Genomic DNA, 15,265 nt, shown 5'->3' on the forward strand with positions numbered 1-15,265 from the left:
AGGATGCGCAATGGGAACCGAGCGTTCGGCCGACCTCGACGGACCGCAGATGAGCGACGAGCAGACCCGCGCACAGGTCGTCGACCCGGCCAAACGGCTGGTCCAGGCGGTCGGCCTGCAACTGCGCGGCGCGACTTTTGAATTCGACTCCTGCACCGACCAGGAAGCCGCCCCGTTCCGCGGACAGGTCGGGATGGGATTCACCTTCCCGGCCGAGGTCGACAAAGAGGCCTACCTGGACAAGATCACCGCGGCCATGGTCGCCGACGGGTGGAGCAGCGGAGCCCCGGCCGGCAAGAAGCCACACGGACGCGCCATGAGCCTGGGCGAGGTGATGGCCATCATCGCGACCAACCCCGACCATCCCGACCGCGGATACATCGAGATCTACGGCGAATGCCGCAATGCCGGCGACCACAGCGCCGACGAACAGGACATCCGCGCCGAACTCACCAGCTGAGGCCTAACCGTCCGGAACCTCGACCTTGTTGATCGAGCCGGCCGCGGCCTGATCCTGTGCCTCGTACTGGCTCGCGGCGCTGTCCAGGCTGCTCCCATAGGCATTGACCGCTTCCGCGACCGCGGTGGTGGCGGCTGCCACCGCGGACTGCGCTTGTCGGCAGGCGCCGGCCGTCACCAGCTGCGGCACCCCGGCCGCGGCCTCGCCCAACGGGCCATCCGCGCCCAGCCCGGACAGCTGCGCACCTGCCTGATTGAACGCCGTGGCGGCACTCGTCAACGCCGCAGGGTCAACCTTCAAGGTCTCGTCGCTCACGTCGAATGCCCCTCGCCAGAACCGGATATCGCCTATACAGATCGAGTCTACGTCGGTCGGGATCACCGCCTCGACAGCAGAATTCGGGCTGCAGGCCTCGAGGGCCGGGCGGCTATGGACCGCTTCTACTCCTTCGCAGACTCCCGTCCGAAACCCCACCTGATTGCCGCGGCCACGCGCGGGTGTCCCCTCTCCTGCGACCCTTCCTCCGCGTCGAGCATCAGCGATCACCTCTGCGGGCTGAGCAGGGCACGGGCGTCTTTGATCAACAGCAGCAGGTGCAGTGGGTCCGTGGGTGACGGCTCGAAGTCGAAGTGCGCGTAGAACGTTCGGGCCTGCTCATGCAGAGCGTGCACCAGCAGTGCCCGCACACCGATGATCTCGGCGGCGACCACCGCGCGGGTGATCGCGTCCCGAAGCAGCTGCGCGCCCAAGCCCTTGCCCTGTTCCTTGTGGTCGATCGCCAGCCGCGACAACAGGATCACCGGCACCGGATCGGGCATGTTGCGCCGCACCCGCCCTGGTGTACCGGCGCGCTCCACCGCCGCCGGGGCCAGCGCGTAGAACCCGACGACGCGGCCGTCCCGGCAGGTCACGAAGCACCTGGAGGCACCTTCGACGTGGTTGGCCAGGGCGCGCCGTCGCAGGTATTCATCCAGGCTGGGCTCGCCACTGTCGAAGCCGACGACCACATCGTGCGCGCTGATCGGCCGCGGCGCGCTGTAGCCGCTCACTCGTCGAAGATCGAGGGCTTCGCGAACAACTGCTCCAGCTGCGGCTTATGCGACACCGGCCGGTCCAGCACCGAGACGAACTCCGACCAGGCCGGCCCGTCGAGCATGAACAGCCGGCGATCGGCCAGCACATCGCGGGCATGAGCCAGCGTCGCGGTCACGGTGAAGTTGGTCAGGTCGGTCCCCTCCACTTCGGCGGCACGACGAATCAGCGCGTCCTGCTCAGCGGTCAGGCGCACCGCGAAACGCTTCGTCTTCGTCGCCATGCCAACCATTGTGTGCCTATCAGGCACACAATGGAACGGGGTATCGCGCACGCCTCTGAACAGTGGCGATGCGCTGCTGCACTGAGGTAGAACACGCGCTGACTCACGGGATTGAAGTGCCGGGGCCGCTCAGTCCGTGGTAAGCGCATTCAATCAGCAATCACTGCAAGGGATTCCGGCTCGCCAACGATCCGGATGACAGTCGCACGCTGCGCTTCGGTCAGGATGTCCTCGGTGTGACCGCCCATCACACCTCCAGCGGGTTGGAGATGCGGTGCCGCAAAGGAGGTTCACTCAGCCAAACCCCACCAAAACACAAAGGTCACGAACCCAATTGAGGTTCGTGACCTTTATGCCTGCGGTTACGTAGAACCGCTCACTGTGGGCGAAGGGGGACTTGAACCCCCACGTCCCGAAGGACACTGGCACCTGAAGCCAGCGCGTCTGCCATTCCGCCACTCGCCCGAATGACCGAGGGAGCGTAACACTGCGAGCGCGTCGTTCTCAAACCGCCCGATCAGCGGGCCGATGGGGCGGCCTTCGGACTGCGAGAATGTCCTCAACATCAACTAGATCAGGTCACTGACCTGCAACGATCGAATTCTCAGAGTTCTGTTGGTCCCGCATTACGGCACCAGGCCGATACCATGCTTGTGAGCAGTGTGGCCAGAGCGACACGCGGGAGCACGGGTTGCCCGTGTCGAGGCGACGTACGACAACGAGAAAAGGCGGGCGGTGGCATGGGTCTGGTCGACCGCATCGAACGCAAACTCGAGTCGACCGTCGGCGATGCGTTCGCTCGGGTCTTCGGCGGCTCGATAGTGCCTCAGGAAGTAGAGACGGCGTTGTGCCGGGAAGCCGAGTCCCGAGCCCGTACGGTGGCCGGTGGCCGGGTTTTGGCGCCGAACGACTACGTAATTACGCTCAGTGGCACTGACTATCAGAAGGTAAGCGCCGATACCGACCTGACCTCGACCGCGTTCGCCAGACATCTGGGGGGATTCATTCGTGATCAGGGGTGGCAAACGTATGGTGATGTGGTCGTTAGATTCGAGCAATCACCGAATTTGCACACCGGACAGTTCCGCGCACGCGGCGCTGTCAACCCCGATTCGACCGCTGGCGAATCCGCGCGAGCCCAAGGCGACCATGCGTTCACCGCAGAATCAGGAGAACCACCTATGACCGATAACCCGAATTACCGCGGCGGCCAGGGACAAGGGCGGCCCGGCGACGACTATTACGACGACCGCTACGGCCACCCTCAGGATGACCCCCGTGGCGGTCAGTACCCGCCGGAACAGGGCGGTTACCCCCCTCAGGATCAGGGCGCCCACGCCCCGCAACGCGGCGGATACGGTGGCGACCGGGGTGCCTACCCCGACCAGGGCGGGTACCCGGATCAGGGCGGCTATCCCGATCAAGCCGGGTACCCCGATCAGGGCGGCTATCCGGACCAGGGCGGCTACCCTCCGCAGTCCTACGAGCAGCAGCGCCCGCCCGCCGGTTACGGCGGACAGCAGGGCGGCGGTTATGACCGCGGCTACGGCGGTCAGCAGGGCGGTGCCTACGGCCAGCCTCCCCAGGCCCCGCAGGGTGGTCAGCCCGGTTACGGCGGTGACGCCGACTACGGACGTCAGGACCCCCGCCAGGGTGGGGGCTACCCCGAGCAGGGTGGCTACGGCGGCGGCGCCCAGGCCTACGGGCGCCAGGACTACGGCCAGCAGCAGGATTACGGTCGCGGTTACGCCGAGCCCCAGCAGGGCGGCGGTTACCCGGAGCAGGGCTACGCCGAGCAGGGTGGCTACGGCGGCGGCGACTACGGCGCACCACAGGGCGGCCAGCCCGGTTACGGCGCCCAGCAGGGCGGCTACGGCGGAGGTGACTATGCCGCAGGCGGCGCTATGGTCACCCTCCAGCTCGATGACGGCAGTGGCCGCACCTACCAGCTCCGCGAAGGCGCCAACGTGATCGGCCGCGGTCAGGACGCACAGTTCCGTCTGCCCGACACCGGGGTGTCACGTCGGCATCTCGAGATCCGGTGGGACGGTCAGGTCGCATTGCTGTCAGATCTCAACTCCACCAATGGCACCACGGTGAACAACGCACCGGTGCAGGAGTGGCAGCTGGCTGACGGCGACGTGATCCGGCTGGGCCATTCCGAGATCATCGTGCGCGTGCACTGAACCTGACGAGACCGGACACACCTGAGTGGCAAGCACCCCGCTTCGCCCTCACGGCGAAGGCTGTCCAAGTATCGTGACCTTGCCGACGGTAGCTGAGCGATACCAGTGGGGCGGATACGGAGAGGACGTCAGATGCAGGGGTTAGTGCTGCAACTGACGCGTGTCGGATTCCTTCTGCTGTTGTGGTTGTTCATCTGGTCGGTGCTGCGCATCCTGCGGACCGATATCTACGCGCCCACCGGCGCGGTGATGGTGCGCCGGGGGTTGGCTCTCCGTGGCTCGCTTCTACCGAGTCGGGACAGACGCCATATCGCGCGGCAATTGGTGGTCACCGAGGGCGCACTAGCCGGTACCCGCATCACTTTGGGTGCCCAGCCGGTACTGATCGGCCGCGCCGACGATTCCACTCTGGTGCTCACCGATGATTACGCTTCGACGCGCCACGCCCGGCTCTCACCACGGGGTTCGGAGTGGTACGTCGAGGACCTAGGATCGACCAACGGCACATACCTTGACAGGGCGAAGGTGACAACAGCGGTAAGGGTTTCGATCGGGACGCCGGTCCGAATCGGTAAGACGGTAATCGAGTTGCGCCCGTGACCGCGCGCATGCGAGGAGCACGAGACACACCATGACCCTCGTACTCCGATATGCCGCGCGCAGTGATCGCGGGCTGGTTCGCGCCAACAATGAGGACTCGGTGTACGCCGGGGCCCGGTTGCTGGCGCTGGCTGACGGCATGGGCGGCCACGCCGCGGGTGAAGTCGCCTCACAGTTGGTCATCGCGGCGCTCGCCCACCTCGACGACGACGAGCCCGGCGGCGAGCTGCTGGGCAAGCTCAACGCGGCTGTAGCCCAGGGCAATGCCGCGATCGCGGCCCACGTGGAGGCCGACCCGGAACTCGAGGGCATGGGCACGACGCTCACCGCCATCCTGTTCGCGGGCGACCGGCTCGGCCTGCTCCACATCGGCGATTCCCGGGGCTATCTGCTCCGCGATGGTGAGCTCACCCAGATCACCAAGGACGACACCTTCGTCCAGACCCTGGTCGACGAAGGCCGGATCACTGCCGAGGAGGCGCACAGCCATCCCCAGCGCTCGCTGATCATGCGAGCACTGACCGGCCACGAGGTCGAGCCGACCCTGATCATGCGCGAGGCCAAGGCCGGCGATCGCTACATGCTCTGCTCGGACGGCCTGTCCGATCCGGTGAGCCAGGAAACCATCCACGAGGCCCTCCAGATCGAGGACGTCGCCGAGAGCGCCGACCGGTTGATCGAGTTGGCGCTGCGCGGCGGCGGCCCGGACAACGTGACCGTGGTGGTCGCCGACGTCGTCGACTACGACTACGGGCAGACCCAGCCGATCCTGGCCGGCGCGGTGTCCGGGGACGACGACCAGACCGCACCGCCGGACACGGCTGCCGGACGGGCGTCGGCGTTCAACCCGCGCCGTAACGAGCCCAAGCGAGTTGTGCCCCAGCCGGCCGAGCCCCCGCGCAAACCCCGGTCGCGACGTCGAATCCTCATCGCCGCAGTGCTGCTCGTGCTCGTGCTCCTCGGCGGGCTGGCGATCGGCCGGGAGATCATCCGCAACAACTACTACGTCGCAGAACATGACGGCACCGTATCGATCATGCGCGGGGTACAGGGCTCGTTTCTGGGCATCTCCCTACAGGAGCCCTACCGCCTGGGCTGCCTCAACACCCGCAACGAACTGTCGTTGATCAGCGCCGATCAGGACCAGAGCGGTCTCGGCTGCCGGTTGATGGCGGTCAACGACCTGCGCCCCTCCGAGCGGAACTCGGTGACCGCGGGCCTGCCCGGCGGTACGCAGGACGAGGCCATCAAGCAGATCAACGACCTGGCCCACGGCTCAGTCCTACCGGTGTGTGTACCGCGCACCGCGACGACGACGTCGAAGACCACCACCCCGTCCCCGTCCCCGACATCGGGTACGGCGCCGGTACCGACTCCGACCGCCGGCGGTGAGCCGCCGGCACCGGAGACACCGGTTCCCGGGGCCCCGGGAACCGGTGCTGTCCCCGGACCGGTTCTACCGACACCGACACCGGTCGTCACCCCCTTGCCGCCCCCACCACAAGAACCGGGAACGAACTGCCGAGCCGTGTCATGACGACTCAACCCCAGTCGCCGGTTACCGTCATGCCGCCGCTCCCCAATCGGCGCAACGCGGAACTTCTGCTTCTGGGGTTCGCAGCCCTCATCACCGCCGTCGCGCTGCTCATCGTCGAGGCCAACCAGGAACAGGGTCTGAGCTGGGACCTGATCGGCTACGTCGTCACCTTCATGGCCCTGATGGGTATCGCCCACCTGGCAATCCGCCGGTTCGCGCCCTACGCCGACCCACTGCTGCTGCCGGTCGTGGCGCTGCTCAACGGGCTGGGCCTGGTGATGATCCACCGGCTGGACCTGGCCAAGGGTGAAACGACAACCGATGGGCTCGGCGGCACCGCCGGCCAGCAGATGATGTGGACTCTGGTGGGCGTGATCGGGTTCTCCGTCGTGGTCGCTTTGTTGACCAACCATCGCATGCTGGCCCGGTACGGATACCTCTGTGCGCTGACCGGCCTTGTGCTGCTTGTTATTCCGGCGTTGCTACCGGCGAGGTACTCCGAGCAGTACGGCGCCAAGATCTGGATCCAGTTCCCCGGCTTCTCGATTCAGCCCGCCGAGTTCTCCAAGATCCTGCTGCTGATCTTCTTCGCCGCGGTGCTGGTGGAAAAGCGTGATCTGTTCACCAGCGCGGGGAAACATGTCTTCGGACTCGACCTGCCGCGGCCCCGTGACCTGGCTCCCCTGCTGCTCGCCTGGGCCGCGTCGGTTGGCGTGATGGTTTTCGAAAAGGATCTGGGCACTTCACTTCTGCTGTACGCATCGTTTCTCGTACTGGTCTACGTGGCTACCGAGCGGCTGAGCTGGGTGGTAATCGGTCTGACCCTTTTCGCCGCGGGAAGCGTTGTGGCATACCAGGTTTTCGGCCACGTCCGGGTGCGGGTGGAAACCTGGCTCGACCCGTTCGCCGACCCTGACGGGGCCGGCTACCAGATGGTGCAGTCCCTGTTCAGCTTCGCCACCGGTGGCATTTTCGGCACCGGCCTGGGCAACGGGCAACCCGGTACGGTGCCCGCAGCGGCGACCGACTTCATCATCGCCGCCATCGGCGAAGAGCTCGGATTGGTCGGGCTCGCAGGCGTTCTCATGCTCTACACGATCTTCATCATCCGCGGCATGCGCACCGCGATCGCAGTGCGCGACAGCTTCGGCAAGCTGCTGGCCGCCGGGTTGTCCGCAACCCTGGCGATCCAGCTGTTCATCGTCGTCGGCGGCGTCACCAAACTGATCCCCTTGACCGGCCTGACCACCCCGTGGATGTCCTACGGCGGATCCTCACTGCTGGCCAACTACATCCTGCTGGCCATCCTGGTGCGTATCTCTCACGCCGCACGCCGACCCATCACCACCACCCCGACGCCGAACCCCACCCCGATCGCCGCAGCCAGCACCGAGGTGATCGAGAAGGTATGAACACCTCCCTGCGCCGGGTGGCAGTCACGATCATGGTGCTGATCGTGCTGCTGTTGGCCAACGCCACGATCACCCAGGTATTCACCGCCGACGGGTTGCGCGCGGACCCGCGCAATCAGCGCGTGCTGCTCGACGAGTATTCACGTCAGCGCGGCCAGATCACCGCGGGCGGCCAGCTACTGGCCTATTCGGAACCCACCGAAGGCCGGTTCCGCTTCCTGCGGGTCTACCCCGATCCCGAGGTCTACGCCCCGATCACCGGGTTCTACTCGCTCGGCTATTCGAGCACCGGCCTGGAGCGGGCCGAGGACGGCGTCCTCAACGGTTCCGACGAGCGGCTGTTCGGCCGTCGGCTGGCCGATTTCTTCACCGGCCGGGACCCGCGCGGCGGCAATGTCGAGACCACGATCAACCCGCAGGTCCAGCAGGCGGCCTGGAATGCGCTGCAGCACGGCTGCGACGGCCCCTGCAAGGGCTCTGTGGTCGCCATGGAACCTTCGACAGGCAAAATCCTCGCCATGGCGTCGGCTCCGTCGTATGACCCCAACCAGCTGGCCAACCACGATCTGGACGCCCAGAGCCAGGCCTGGGGGCAGTTGCGCGACAACGAGCAGTCCCCACTGCTCAACCGCGCCATCTCGGAGACCTATCCGCCGGGCTCGACGTTCAAGGTGATCACCACGGCGGCGGCCCTGCAGGCCGGCGCCACCCCGGATACCCAGCTCACGGCGGCACCGCGGATTCCGCTGCCCGACAGCACCGCGACGCTCGAGAACTTCGCCGGGTCGAGCTGCGGTCCCGGTCCCACCGCGTCGCTGCGCGAGGCGTTCGCCAAGTCCTGCAACACCGCTTTCGTTCAGCTGGGCCTCAACACCGGCGCCGACAAACTCAAGTCCACGGCGCAGGCCTTCGGTCTCGACGAACCGCCGCCGGCCATTCCGCTGCAGGTGGCCGAATCGACCACCGGACCGATTTCGGACGGGGCGGCATTGGGCATGTCCAGCATCGGACAGCGTGATGTGGCGTTGACCCCCCTGCAGAACGCGCAGGTGGCCGCGACCATTGCGAATGACGGCATCGCGATGCGCCCGTATCTTGTGGATAGCCTCAAAGGACCCGACCTGGTCACGATCTCCACCACCGCGCCGGCTGAAGAACGCCGGGCGGTGTCACCCCAGGTCGCCGCTACACTTACGGACTTGATGGTCGCCGCCGAGCAGGTGACTCAGCAGAAGGGAGCCATCGCCGGCGTGCAGATCGCTTCGAAGACCGGTACGGCAGAGCACGGGACGGATCCCCGTAACACTCCGCCGCATGCCTGGTATATCGCATTCGCACCGGCCAGCGACCCCAAGGTCGCGGTCTCGGTGTTGATCGAGGACGGCGGGGACCGGTTGTCGGCCACCGGCGGCGCACTCGCCGCCCCGATCGGACGTGCCACCATTGCGGCGGCGCTGCGGGAGGGTTCATGAGTCCGCGAAGGCGACCCCGAGTGAGGATCGCAGCGAGGGACGAGCGAGGACCGGAGCGAGTGGGAGTCGAGCTATGAGCCCTCGCGTTGGAGTGACGCTGTCCGGGCGGTACCGGCTGCAGCGACTGATCGCCACCGGCGGCATGGGTCAGGTCTGGGAAGCCGTCGACTCCCGGCTGGGCCGACGTGTCGCGGTCAAGGTGCTCAAGGCGGAGTTCTCCACGGACTCCGAGTTCGTCGAACGGTTCCGGGCCGAGGCCCGCACCGTGGCCATGCTCAACCACCCGGGCATCGCCAGCGTGTACGACTACGGCGAGACCGATATCGACGGTGAGGGCCGCACCGCATACCTCGTCATGGAACTGGTCAACGGTGAGCCGCTCAACTCGGTGATCAAGCGCACCGGGCGGCTGTCGCTGCGGCACGCGCTGGACATGCTCGAGCAGACCGGACGCGCACTGCAGGTGGCCCACACTGCCGGGTTGGTGCACCGCGACGTCAAGCCGGGCAACATCCTGATCACCCCGACCGGCCAGGTGAAGCTGACCGACTTCGGTATCGCCAAGGCCGTCGACGCCGCCCCGGTCACCCAGACCGGCATGGTGATGGGCACCGCCCAGTACATCGCCCCGGAGCAGGCCCTGGGCCACGACGCCACCGCGGCCAGCGACGTCTACGCACTGGGAGTCGTTGGCTACGAATCGGTTTCGGGCAAGCGTCCGTTCACCGGCGACGGGGCGCTGACGGTCGCCATGAAGCACATCAAGGAGACGCCGCCGCCGCTGCCTGCCGATCTGCCGCCGAATGTCCGCGAGCTGATCGAGATCACCCTGGTGAAGAACCCGGGGATGCGCTACAAGTCGGGCGGGCCGTTCGCCGACGCGGTTGCCGCGGTACGCTCCGGCCGCCGTCCCCCGCGTCCCAACCAGGCCCCGACACTCGGCCGGGCCGCGCCGGCCGCGGTTCCGTCGGCCGCACAGGCTCGCGCCGCAGCCGAGCTCACCGGCCGCACCCCGGTCACCGCCACCCGCGCCAGGCCGACCGCCGCCCATCGGCCGGCGCCACCTGCGCGGCGCACGTTCTCGTCGGGTCAACGGGCCCTGCTGTGGGCCGCCGGGGTACTCGGAGCGCTGGCCATCGTCATTGCCATCCTCATCGTCCTCAATGCTCAGGACCGCAAGGATCAGCAGCAGTCACCACCGCCCACGGTCACCGACACGGTGACCCAGACGACGCCCTATCAGACGCCGGCAGCGTTGCCGGACCTGGCATTCCACCTGATCGAGCCTGAGGCAGCCGACACTCAGATCGTCCCGAAGGCACCGGAACAGATACTGCGATGACGACGCCACAGCACCTCTCCGACCGATATGAACTCGGTGAAATCCTCGGCTTCGGCGGCATGTCCGAAGTTCACATCGCCCGAGATACCCGGTTGCACCGCGATGTCGCGGTCAAGGTTCTGCGTGCCGATCTGGCCCGCGACCCCAGCTTCTATCTACGGTTCCGTCGCGAAGCGCAGAACGCGGCGGCGCTGAACCATCCCGCCATCGTCGCGGTGTATGACACCGGCGAGGCCGAGACACCCAACGGGCCGCTGCCCTACATCGTGATGGAGTACGTCGACGGCGTGACCCTGCGCGACATCGTGCACACCGAGGGTCCGATCCCGCCGACGCGCGCCATCGAGATCATCGCCGACGCCTGCCAGGCGCTGAACTTCAGCCATCAGCACGGCATCGTGCACCGCGACGTCAAGCCGGCCAACATCATGATCAGCAAGGCCAATGCCGTGAAGGTGATGGACTTCGGCATCGCGCGCGCCCTGGCCGACACCGGCAACAGCGTCACACAGACTGCCGCGGTGATCGGCACGGCGCAGTACCTCTCCCCCGAGCAGGCTCGCGGGGAGACCGTCGACGCCCGTTCCGACGTGTACTCACTGGGCTGCGTACTGTACGAAATCCTCACGGGCGAACCACCTTTCATCGGTGATTCGCCGGTGGCGGTGGCTTATCAGCATGTCCGCGAGGACCCGGTCGCGCCGTCGAGACGGCACACCGGCATCTCACCGGAACTCGACGCGGTGGTCCTCAAGGCGCTGGCCAAGAACCCCGACAACCGCTACCAGACCGCGGCCGACATGCGCACGGATCTGATCCGGGTGCACAGCGGTGAGGCTCCCGAAGCTCCGAAGGTGTTCACCGAGTCCGAGCGGACGTCGATGATGAACTCCGGGCCGATGTTGACCCACGGCGGCGGTGCGCCCACCCAGAACCTGGTGGTGCCGCGCCCCGCCGGTCGCAATGCCTCGGTGGCCCGTTGGTTGATCGCGGTCGCGGTCCTGGCCGTGCTGACCGTGGTCGTGACGGTCGCGATCAACATGTTCGACGGCAGGCCCCGCGATGTGCAGGTGCCCGACGTGAGCGGGCAGCGTTCAGCCGACGCCGTCGCGACGCTGCAGAATCGCGGTTTCAAGACCCGCACCGAAGGCAAGGAAGACAACAAGGTTCCGCCGGAGTACGTGATCGGCACCGAACCGTCGGCCAACAGCATGGCGGCCGCGGGTGACGAGATCACCGTCAACGTCTCTCGCGGACCCGAACAGCGGGTGGTTCCCGACGTCGCCGGTCTGACCCCGAGCCAGGCACGGCAGAAGCTCACCGACGCCGGGTTCCAGAAGGTCAAGGAGTCGGCGAGCCCGTCGACGCCGGATCAGAAGGGCCGCGTGCTCGCCACCAACCCGCCCGCCAACCAGACAGCGGGGATCATCTACGAGATCACGCTGGTGGTGGGTTCGGGCCCGGAGGACACTGCGGTTCCCGACTGCAAGAGTCAGAGCGCCGATGTGTGCAAGCAGATTCTGACCGCGTCGGGCTTCACCAACACGGTGGTCATCGACGTCGACAACACCGCGGCCGCCGGGCAGGTGGTAGGTACCGAACCGGCCGCCAATGCGTCGGTGCCCAAAGACACCCCGATCCAGATCCACGTATCGAAGGGCAACCAGTTCGTGATGCCGAATCTGGTCGGGCAGTTCTGGGATGACGCCTACCAGCGCTTGAGCGCGCTGGGTTGGACCGGCGTTCTGGACAAGGGACCCGACGTGCGCGACAGCGGTCAGCGCACCAACGCTGTGGTCACCCAGAGTCCGCCCGCGGGGACCGGGGTAAATCGCGGGTCGAATATCACACTGAGCTTCGCGTCGTAGCCGCCGCTACGGCGCGGGCCACCTCGACCTCGAGCGCGGCCACCAGGTGCTCCTCCGGGGGGGCACCGCAGACGCCCAGCCAGTTGGCCAGCATGCGGTGCCCACCCTGGGTCAGGATCGACTCCGGATGGAACTGCACACCGTGAATCGGCAACTCGCGGTGGCGTACGGCCATGATCACGCCGCTGTCGGTCTGCCCGGTCACCTCGAGTGCATCCGGCACCGTCTCGGGCAGGATCGTCAGCGAGTGGTAGCGGGTTGCGGTGAACGGGTCCGGCAGACCTTTGAGCACCCCGGCGCCGGAGTGATGCACGACACTGGTCTTGCCGTGCAGCAATTCGGGTGCGCGGTCGACGGTGCCGCCGAACGCCACCCCGATGGCCTGGTGGCCCAGACAGACACCCAGTAGGGGAGTGCCTGCCGCAGCGCAGGCGTGGACCAGCCCGATGGTCGCACCGGCTCGCTCGGGGGTGCCGGGACCGGGGCTCAGCAGCACGCCGTCGAAATCGGCCGCCACCGTGGCGAGGTCGGCGTCGGTGGCCAGGCGCTGATCGTCGTTGCGCCAGACCTGCGCGTCCACCCCGAGCTGGCCCAGGTACTGGACCAGGTTGAACACGAAGCTGTCATAGTTGTCGACGACCAGAACCTGCATTGACTTAGGCTACCGGCGCCAGGAGACGGCCTTAATAGCCGACCGGGCCCGCGGGTTTCGCGTAGCGCATCCGCAGCGGCTCGGTGTGCCCGGTGAGCTCGACCTCGGGGCGGGGTTCTTCCGCATAGCCCAACCCGAAGCGCACCACGTACTGCTTGTACAGGGTCACGTACGGGGCGGCCGCCAACGCGGCCTGCATGGCGGGGGCGTCGCCGATCGCGGTGATGACGTAGGGCGGGCTGTAGGTGCGGCCGTTGAGCAACAGGGTATTGCCGACGCAGCGGGGCGCCGAGGTCGCGATGATGCGTTGGTCCTGCATCTGGATGCCCTCGGCACCGGCACTCCAGAGCGCATTCAGGACTGCCTGGATGTCCTGTTGGTGTACCACGAGGTCGTCGGGGGAGGCGTCCCGCGGGAAGCGGCCCTCGGCATCACGCTGGGCATCGTTGAGCGTGACCACCAGACCCGGCCCGCGCATCGGCACCATGCCTGCCTCGACGGCCAACTGTGCCGAACGGCGGGTGATGGCTTCAAGCGCCGCATGTGAGCTGGGTGAACCGCCGTGGTGGCTGTCGATCTCGGTGGCCAACGCGTCGCGCTGCGCCGTGAGCCGGTCGACGGACTGCTGGGCTTCGCGCACCAGGTCGACGAGGCGGGGCGCATCGCTGCGGCGAATCTCGTCACCGCCGGAGACCCCGTGGGTGGCGGCCAGAAGCAGGCCGGCAGCCAGGCAGACAACCGGGACGCCGAAGCGCCAGGGGGATCGATCCGGTTGGTCCATCGCAGTCTCTCCTGGACGTGCAGCTACGTTAGGCTCGTGGGGCATCCTGCCTCATCGTCGCACCGTGTGACGCCGACTGTCCGTGAAGGTACCCATGCCCAAGTCCAAAGTCCGTAAGAAGAACGATTTCACCATCAAGCAGGTGAGCCGGACTCCGGTCAAGGTGAAAGCCGGACCGTCGAGTGTGTGGTTCGTCGCGCTGTTCATCGGTCTCATGCTGTTCGGTCTGTTGTGGCTGCTGGTATTCCAGCTGGCCGCAACGAACCCCATCGACACCCCGTCCCTCCTCCAGTGGATGGCCGACCTGGGTCCGTGGAACTACGCGGTGGCCTTTGCCTTCATGATCACCGGGCTGTTGCTCACGATGCGCTGGCGCTGACCGGAGACCAAACCGTAATGAATTCATCTTACGTTCATAGCGTTACCGGCTCAGCAACCCCGACGACGCTCAATCACATCGTTGTGATTCATCCCCATTGGGGATAGCACCTGTGGATAACTCCATTAGTCGCGGTAAGAGGGTGTGAAGAACCCGTGCAGCAAACTCACTGGAACCCACCGGCCGCTGGAGTCGCAGGTTGCGCCATAGTCGGAGTCGCGTTGGCTATCGCAGCTGTGACCGTGATCACAGACCCGCCCGGACGTGTTCTTGTCGGCGTAGCTGGCGTGGGATTGCTCACGTTCGCAACATTGTCGTGGCGGGCCCGCCCCAAACTGGCAATGAACCAAGACAGTCTCACGGTTGCCGGTTGGTGGCAGACCCGGACTATTCGCCGCGATGAGATCCGGCAGATTCGGATCACCGAGTTCCGTCGCATCGCCCGCACGGTCCGACTGCTCGAGATCGACACGGTCGATGACCGGCTCGTGGTCTTCACGCGGTGGGATCTGGGAACGGACCCACTCGATGTCCTCGACGCGCTCACCAAGGCCGGTTTCTCGGCCCGGTAAACCGGACCGGAAGCACCCCACACAACACGCGACGCCCCCGGTCTCCCGGAGGCGTCGCGCATTGGTATGTGGGGGATACCCGTTACGACACGGTGATCGATTCGACGACGACCGGATCGGTCGGACGGTCAGAGCGATCGGTGGGGGTGGACGCGATCGCGTCGACGACCTTCTGCGACTCGGGATCGACAACCTCACCGAAGATGGTGTGGCGCCGGTTCAGGTGCGGCGTCTTGCCGACCGTGATGAAGAACTGTGAGCCGTTGGTGCCCGGCCCGGCGTTGGCCATGGCCAGCAGGTAGGGCTTGTCGAACTGGAGCTCAGGGTGAAACTCGTCGGCGAACTTGTACCCGGCGTCCCCACGGCCGGTGCCGGTCGGGTCGCCACCCTGGATCATGAAACCGTCGATCACCCGGTGGAAGATGACGCCGTCGTAGAACGGACCCGACGTGCCACCCGAGGCGTTCTCGGTGGTGTAGTCCTTGGTGCCTTGCGCCAAGCCGACGAAGTTGGCCACGGTCTTGGGAGCGTGGTTTCCGAACAGTGCGATCTTGATGTCGCCGCGGTTGGTGTGCAGTGTTGCCGTCGCGGTCTGAATGGGGCTCGTCACGGTTACTCAGTCTGCCATCCCAGCCCGCGGCGACGGTCAGATACCCCACCAAGCCCCCAGACTCGCCCAGAGATGGCAG

The 15,265-nt window shown here is 66.5% G+C and carries 15 protein-coding genes, 1 tRNA gene and 1 pseudogene; 10 read left to right on the forward strand and 7 right to left on the reverse strand.

Going from position 1 to position 15,265, the window contains the following annotated elements; genetic code table 11:
* Positions 1 to 10 precede the first annotated feature (10 nt).
* A complete protein-coding gene (locus G6N44_RS17215) occupies positions 11 to 460 on the forward strand; it encodes a lipoprotein LppJ family protein (RefSeq protein WP_163665982.1) in 450 nt (149 codons plus the stop codon).
* A 3-nt stretch (positions 461 to 463) separates the two neighbouring features.
* Here the strand turns inward: G6N44_RS17215 and G6N44_RS17220 are convergent, their stop codons facing one another.
* The 4 genes and pseudogenes from G6N44_RS17220 to G6N44_RS17235 form a co-directional block, all read right to left on the reverse strand.
* A complete protein-coding gene (locus G6N44_RS17220; protein WP_163665983.1) occupies positions 464 to 775 on the reverse strand; it encodes a type VII secretion target in 312 nt (103 codons plus the stop codon).
* Between the two features lie 227 nt (positions 776 to 1,002).
* Entirely contained in the window at positions 1,003 to 1,509 is a 507-nt protein-coding gene (locus G6N44_RS17225; RefSeq protein ID WP_163665985.1) for a GNAT family N-acetyltransferase, read from the reverse strand.
* Positions 1,506 to 1,808, reverse strand: a pseudogene (locus G6N44_RS17230) (type II toxin-antitoxin system TacA family antitoxin); the annotation flags it as partial. The pseudogene G6N44_RS17230 and the gene G6N44_RS17225, both read right to left, overlap by 4 nt.
* A 349-nt stretch (positions 1,809 to 2,157) precedes the next feature.
* Positions 2,158 to 2,240: transfer RNA gene (locus G6N44_RS17235), tRNA-Leu, on the reverse strand.
* Positions 2,241 to 2,515: 275 nt separating this feature from the next.
* On the opposite strand from G6N44_RS17235, the gene G6N44_RS17240 reads away from it, so the two are divergent.
* The 7 genes from G6N44_RS17240 to pknB all read left to right on the forward strand — a co-directional run bounded on the left by G6N44_RS17240 (position 2,516) and on the right by pknB (position 12,192).
* The gene (locus tag G6N44_RS17240; RefSeq protein ID WP_163665986.1) at positions 2,516 to 3,961 is read left to right on the forward strand and encodes an FHA domain-containing protein; all 1,446 of its coding nucleotides are present in this window, start codon (positions 2,516 to 2,518) and stop codon (positions 3,959 to 3,961) included.
* A 132-nt stretch (positions 3,962 to 4,093) separates the two neighbouring features.
* Complete coding sequence (locus tag G6N44_RS17245; protein ID WP_029110475.1) at positions 4,094 to 4,561, forward strand: FHA domain-containing protein FhaB/FipA; 468 nt, start codon at positions 4,094 to 4,096, stop codon at positions 4,559 to 4,561.
* 31 nt (positions 4,562 to 4,592) lie between these two features.
* A complete protein-coding gene (locus G6N44_RS17250) occupies positions 4,593 to 6,098 on the forward strand; it encodes a PP2C family protein-serine/threonine phosphatase (protein WP_163665987.1) in 1,506 nt (501 codons plus the stop codon).
* A complete protein-coding gene (locus tag G6N44_RS17255; protein WP_163665988.1) occupies positions 6,095 to 7,510 on the forward strand; it encodes a peptidoglycan glycosyltransferase RodA in 1,416 nt (471 codons plus the stop codon). The genes G6N44_RS17250 and G6N44_RS17255 overlap by 4 nt, the downstream gene beginning before the upstream one ends.
* Complete coding sequence (gene pbpA / locus G6N44_RS17260) at positions 7,507 to 8,982, forward strand: D,D-transpeptidase PbpA (protein WP_163665989.1); 1,476 nt, start codon at positions 7,507 to 7,509, stop codon at positions 8,980 to 8,982. Before G6N44_RS17255 ends, pbpA begins: the two co-directional genes overlap by 4 nt.
* A gap of 73 nt (positions 8,983 to 9,055) precedes the next feature.
* Positions 9,056 to 10,324 (forward strand): protein kinase domain-containing protein, encoded by a 1,269-nt coding sequence (locus tag G6N44_RS17265; RefSeq protein WP_163665990.1) that lies wholly within the window; start codon positions 9,056 to 9,058, stop codon positions 10,322 to 10,324.
* The gene (gene pknB / locus G6N44_RS17270) at positions 10,321 to 12,192 is read left to right on the forward strand and encodes a Stk1 family PASTA domain-containing Ser/Thr kinase (RefSeq protein WP_163665991.1); all 1,872 of its coding nucleotides are present in this window, start codon (positions 10,321 to 10,323) and stop codon (positions 12,190 to 12,192) included. Before G6N44_RS17265 ends, pknB begins: the two co-directional genes overlap by 4 nt.
* Here the strand turns inward: pknB and G6N44_RS17275 are convergent.
* Together G6N44_RS17275 and G6N44_RS17280 are read right to left on the reverse strand one after the other, a co-directional pair.
* Positions 12,170 to 12,844 (reverse strand): aminodeoxychorismate/anthranilate synthase component II, encoded by a 675-nt coding sequence (locus G6N44_RS17275; protein WP_163665992.1) that lies wholly within the window; start codon positions 12,842 to 12,844, stop codon positions 12,170 to 12,172. The genes pknB and G6N44_RS17275 overlap by 23 nt on opposite strands.
* Before the next feature lie 31 nt (positions 12,845 to 12,875).
* Positions 12,876 to 13,625, reverse strand: a complete 750-nt coding sequence (locus G6N44_RS17280; RefSeq protein WP_163665993.1) for a DUF881 domain-containing protein — start codon at positions 13,623 to 13,625, stop codon at positions 12,876 to 12,878.
* A gap of 94 nt (positions 13,626 to 13,719) precedes the next feature.
* On the opposite strand from G6N44_RS17280, the gene crgA reads away from it, so the two are divergent.
* On the forward strand, positions 13,720 to 14,004 hold the full coding sequence (gene crgA / locus G6N44_RS17285) for a cell division protein CrgA (RefSeq protein ID WP_163665995.1): 285 nt from the start codon (positions 13,720 to 13,722) through the stop codon (positions 14,002 to 14,004).
* Positions 14,005 to 14,159: 155 nt separating this feature from the next.
* Positions 14,160 to 14,576 (forward strand): PH domain-containing protein, encoded by a 417-nt coding sequence (locus G6N44_RS17290; RefSeq protein WP_163665997.1) that lies wholly within the window; start codon positions 14,160 to 14,162, stop codon positions 14,574 to 14,576.
* An 82-nt stretch (positions 14,577 to 14,658) separates the two neighbouring features.
* Here G6N44_RS17290 and G6N44_RS17295 read toward each other — a convergent pair whose 3' ends face one another.
* Positions 14,659 to 15,186 carry a peptidylprolyl isomerase gene (locus G6N44_RS17295; RefSeq protein WP_055119243.1) on the reverse strand — a complete coding sequence of 176 codons (528 nt, stop codon included), beginning with the start codon at positions 15,184 to 15,186 and terminating at the stop codon, positions 14,659 to 14,661.
* Between the last annotated feature and the right edge of the window lie 79 nt (positions 15,187 to 15,265).

The organism is Mycolicibacterium alvei, assembly GCF_010727325.1.
Classification (GTDB): Bacteria; Actinomycetota; Actinomycetes; order Mycobacteriales; family Mycobacteriaceae; genus Mycobacterium; species Mycobacterium alvei.

Bases quoted from the DNA above. Each gene is read 5' to 3' on its own strand.
- G6N44_RS17215 (WP_163665982.1), top strand. From the start codon at position 11: ATGGGAACCGAGCGTTCGGCCGACCTCGACGGACCGCAGATGAGCGAC.
- G6N44_RS17240 (WP_163665986.1), top strand. From the start codon at position 2,516: ATGGGTCTGGTCGACCGCATCGAACGCAAACTCGAGTCGACCGTCGGC.
- G6N44_RS17245 (WP_029110475.1), top strand. From the start codon at position 4,094: ATGCAGGGGTTAGTGCTGCAACTGACGCGTGTCGGATTCCTTCTGCTG.
- G6N44_RS17250 (WP_163665987.1), top strand. From the start codon at position 4,593: ATGACCCTCGTACTCCGATATGCCGCGCGCAGTGATCGCGGGCTGGTT.
- G6N44_RS17255 (WP_163665988.1), top strand. From the start codon at position 6,095: ATGACGACTCAACCCCAGTCGCCGGTTACCGTCATGCCGCCGCTCCCC.
- pbpA (WP_163665989.1), top strand. From the start codon at position 7,507: ATGAACACCTCCCTGCGCCGGGTGGCAGTCACGATCATGGTGCTGATC.
- G6N44_RS17265 (WP_163665990.1), top strand. From the start codon at position 9,056: ATGAGCCCTCGCGTTGGAGTGACGCTGTCCGGGCGGTACCGGCTGCAG.
- pknB (WP_163665991.1), top strand. From the start codon at position 10,321: ATGACGACGCCACAGCACCTCTCCGACCGATATGAACTCGGTGAAATC.
- G6N44_RS17275 (WP_163665992.1), bottom strand. From the start codon at position 12,844: ATGCAGGTTCTGGTCGTCGACAACTATGACAGCTTCGTGTTCAACCTG.
- G6N44_RS17280 (WP_163665993.1), bottom strand. From the start codon at position 13,625: ATGGACCAACCGGATCGATCCCCCTGGCGCTTCGGCGTCCCGGTTGTC.
- crgA (WP_163665995.1), top strand. From the start codon at position 13,720: ATGCCCAAGTCCAAAGTCCGTAAGAAGAACGATTTCACCATCAAGCAG.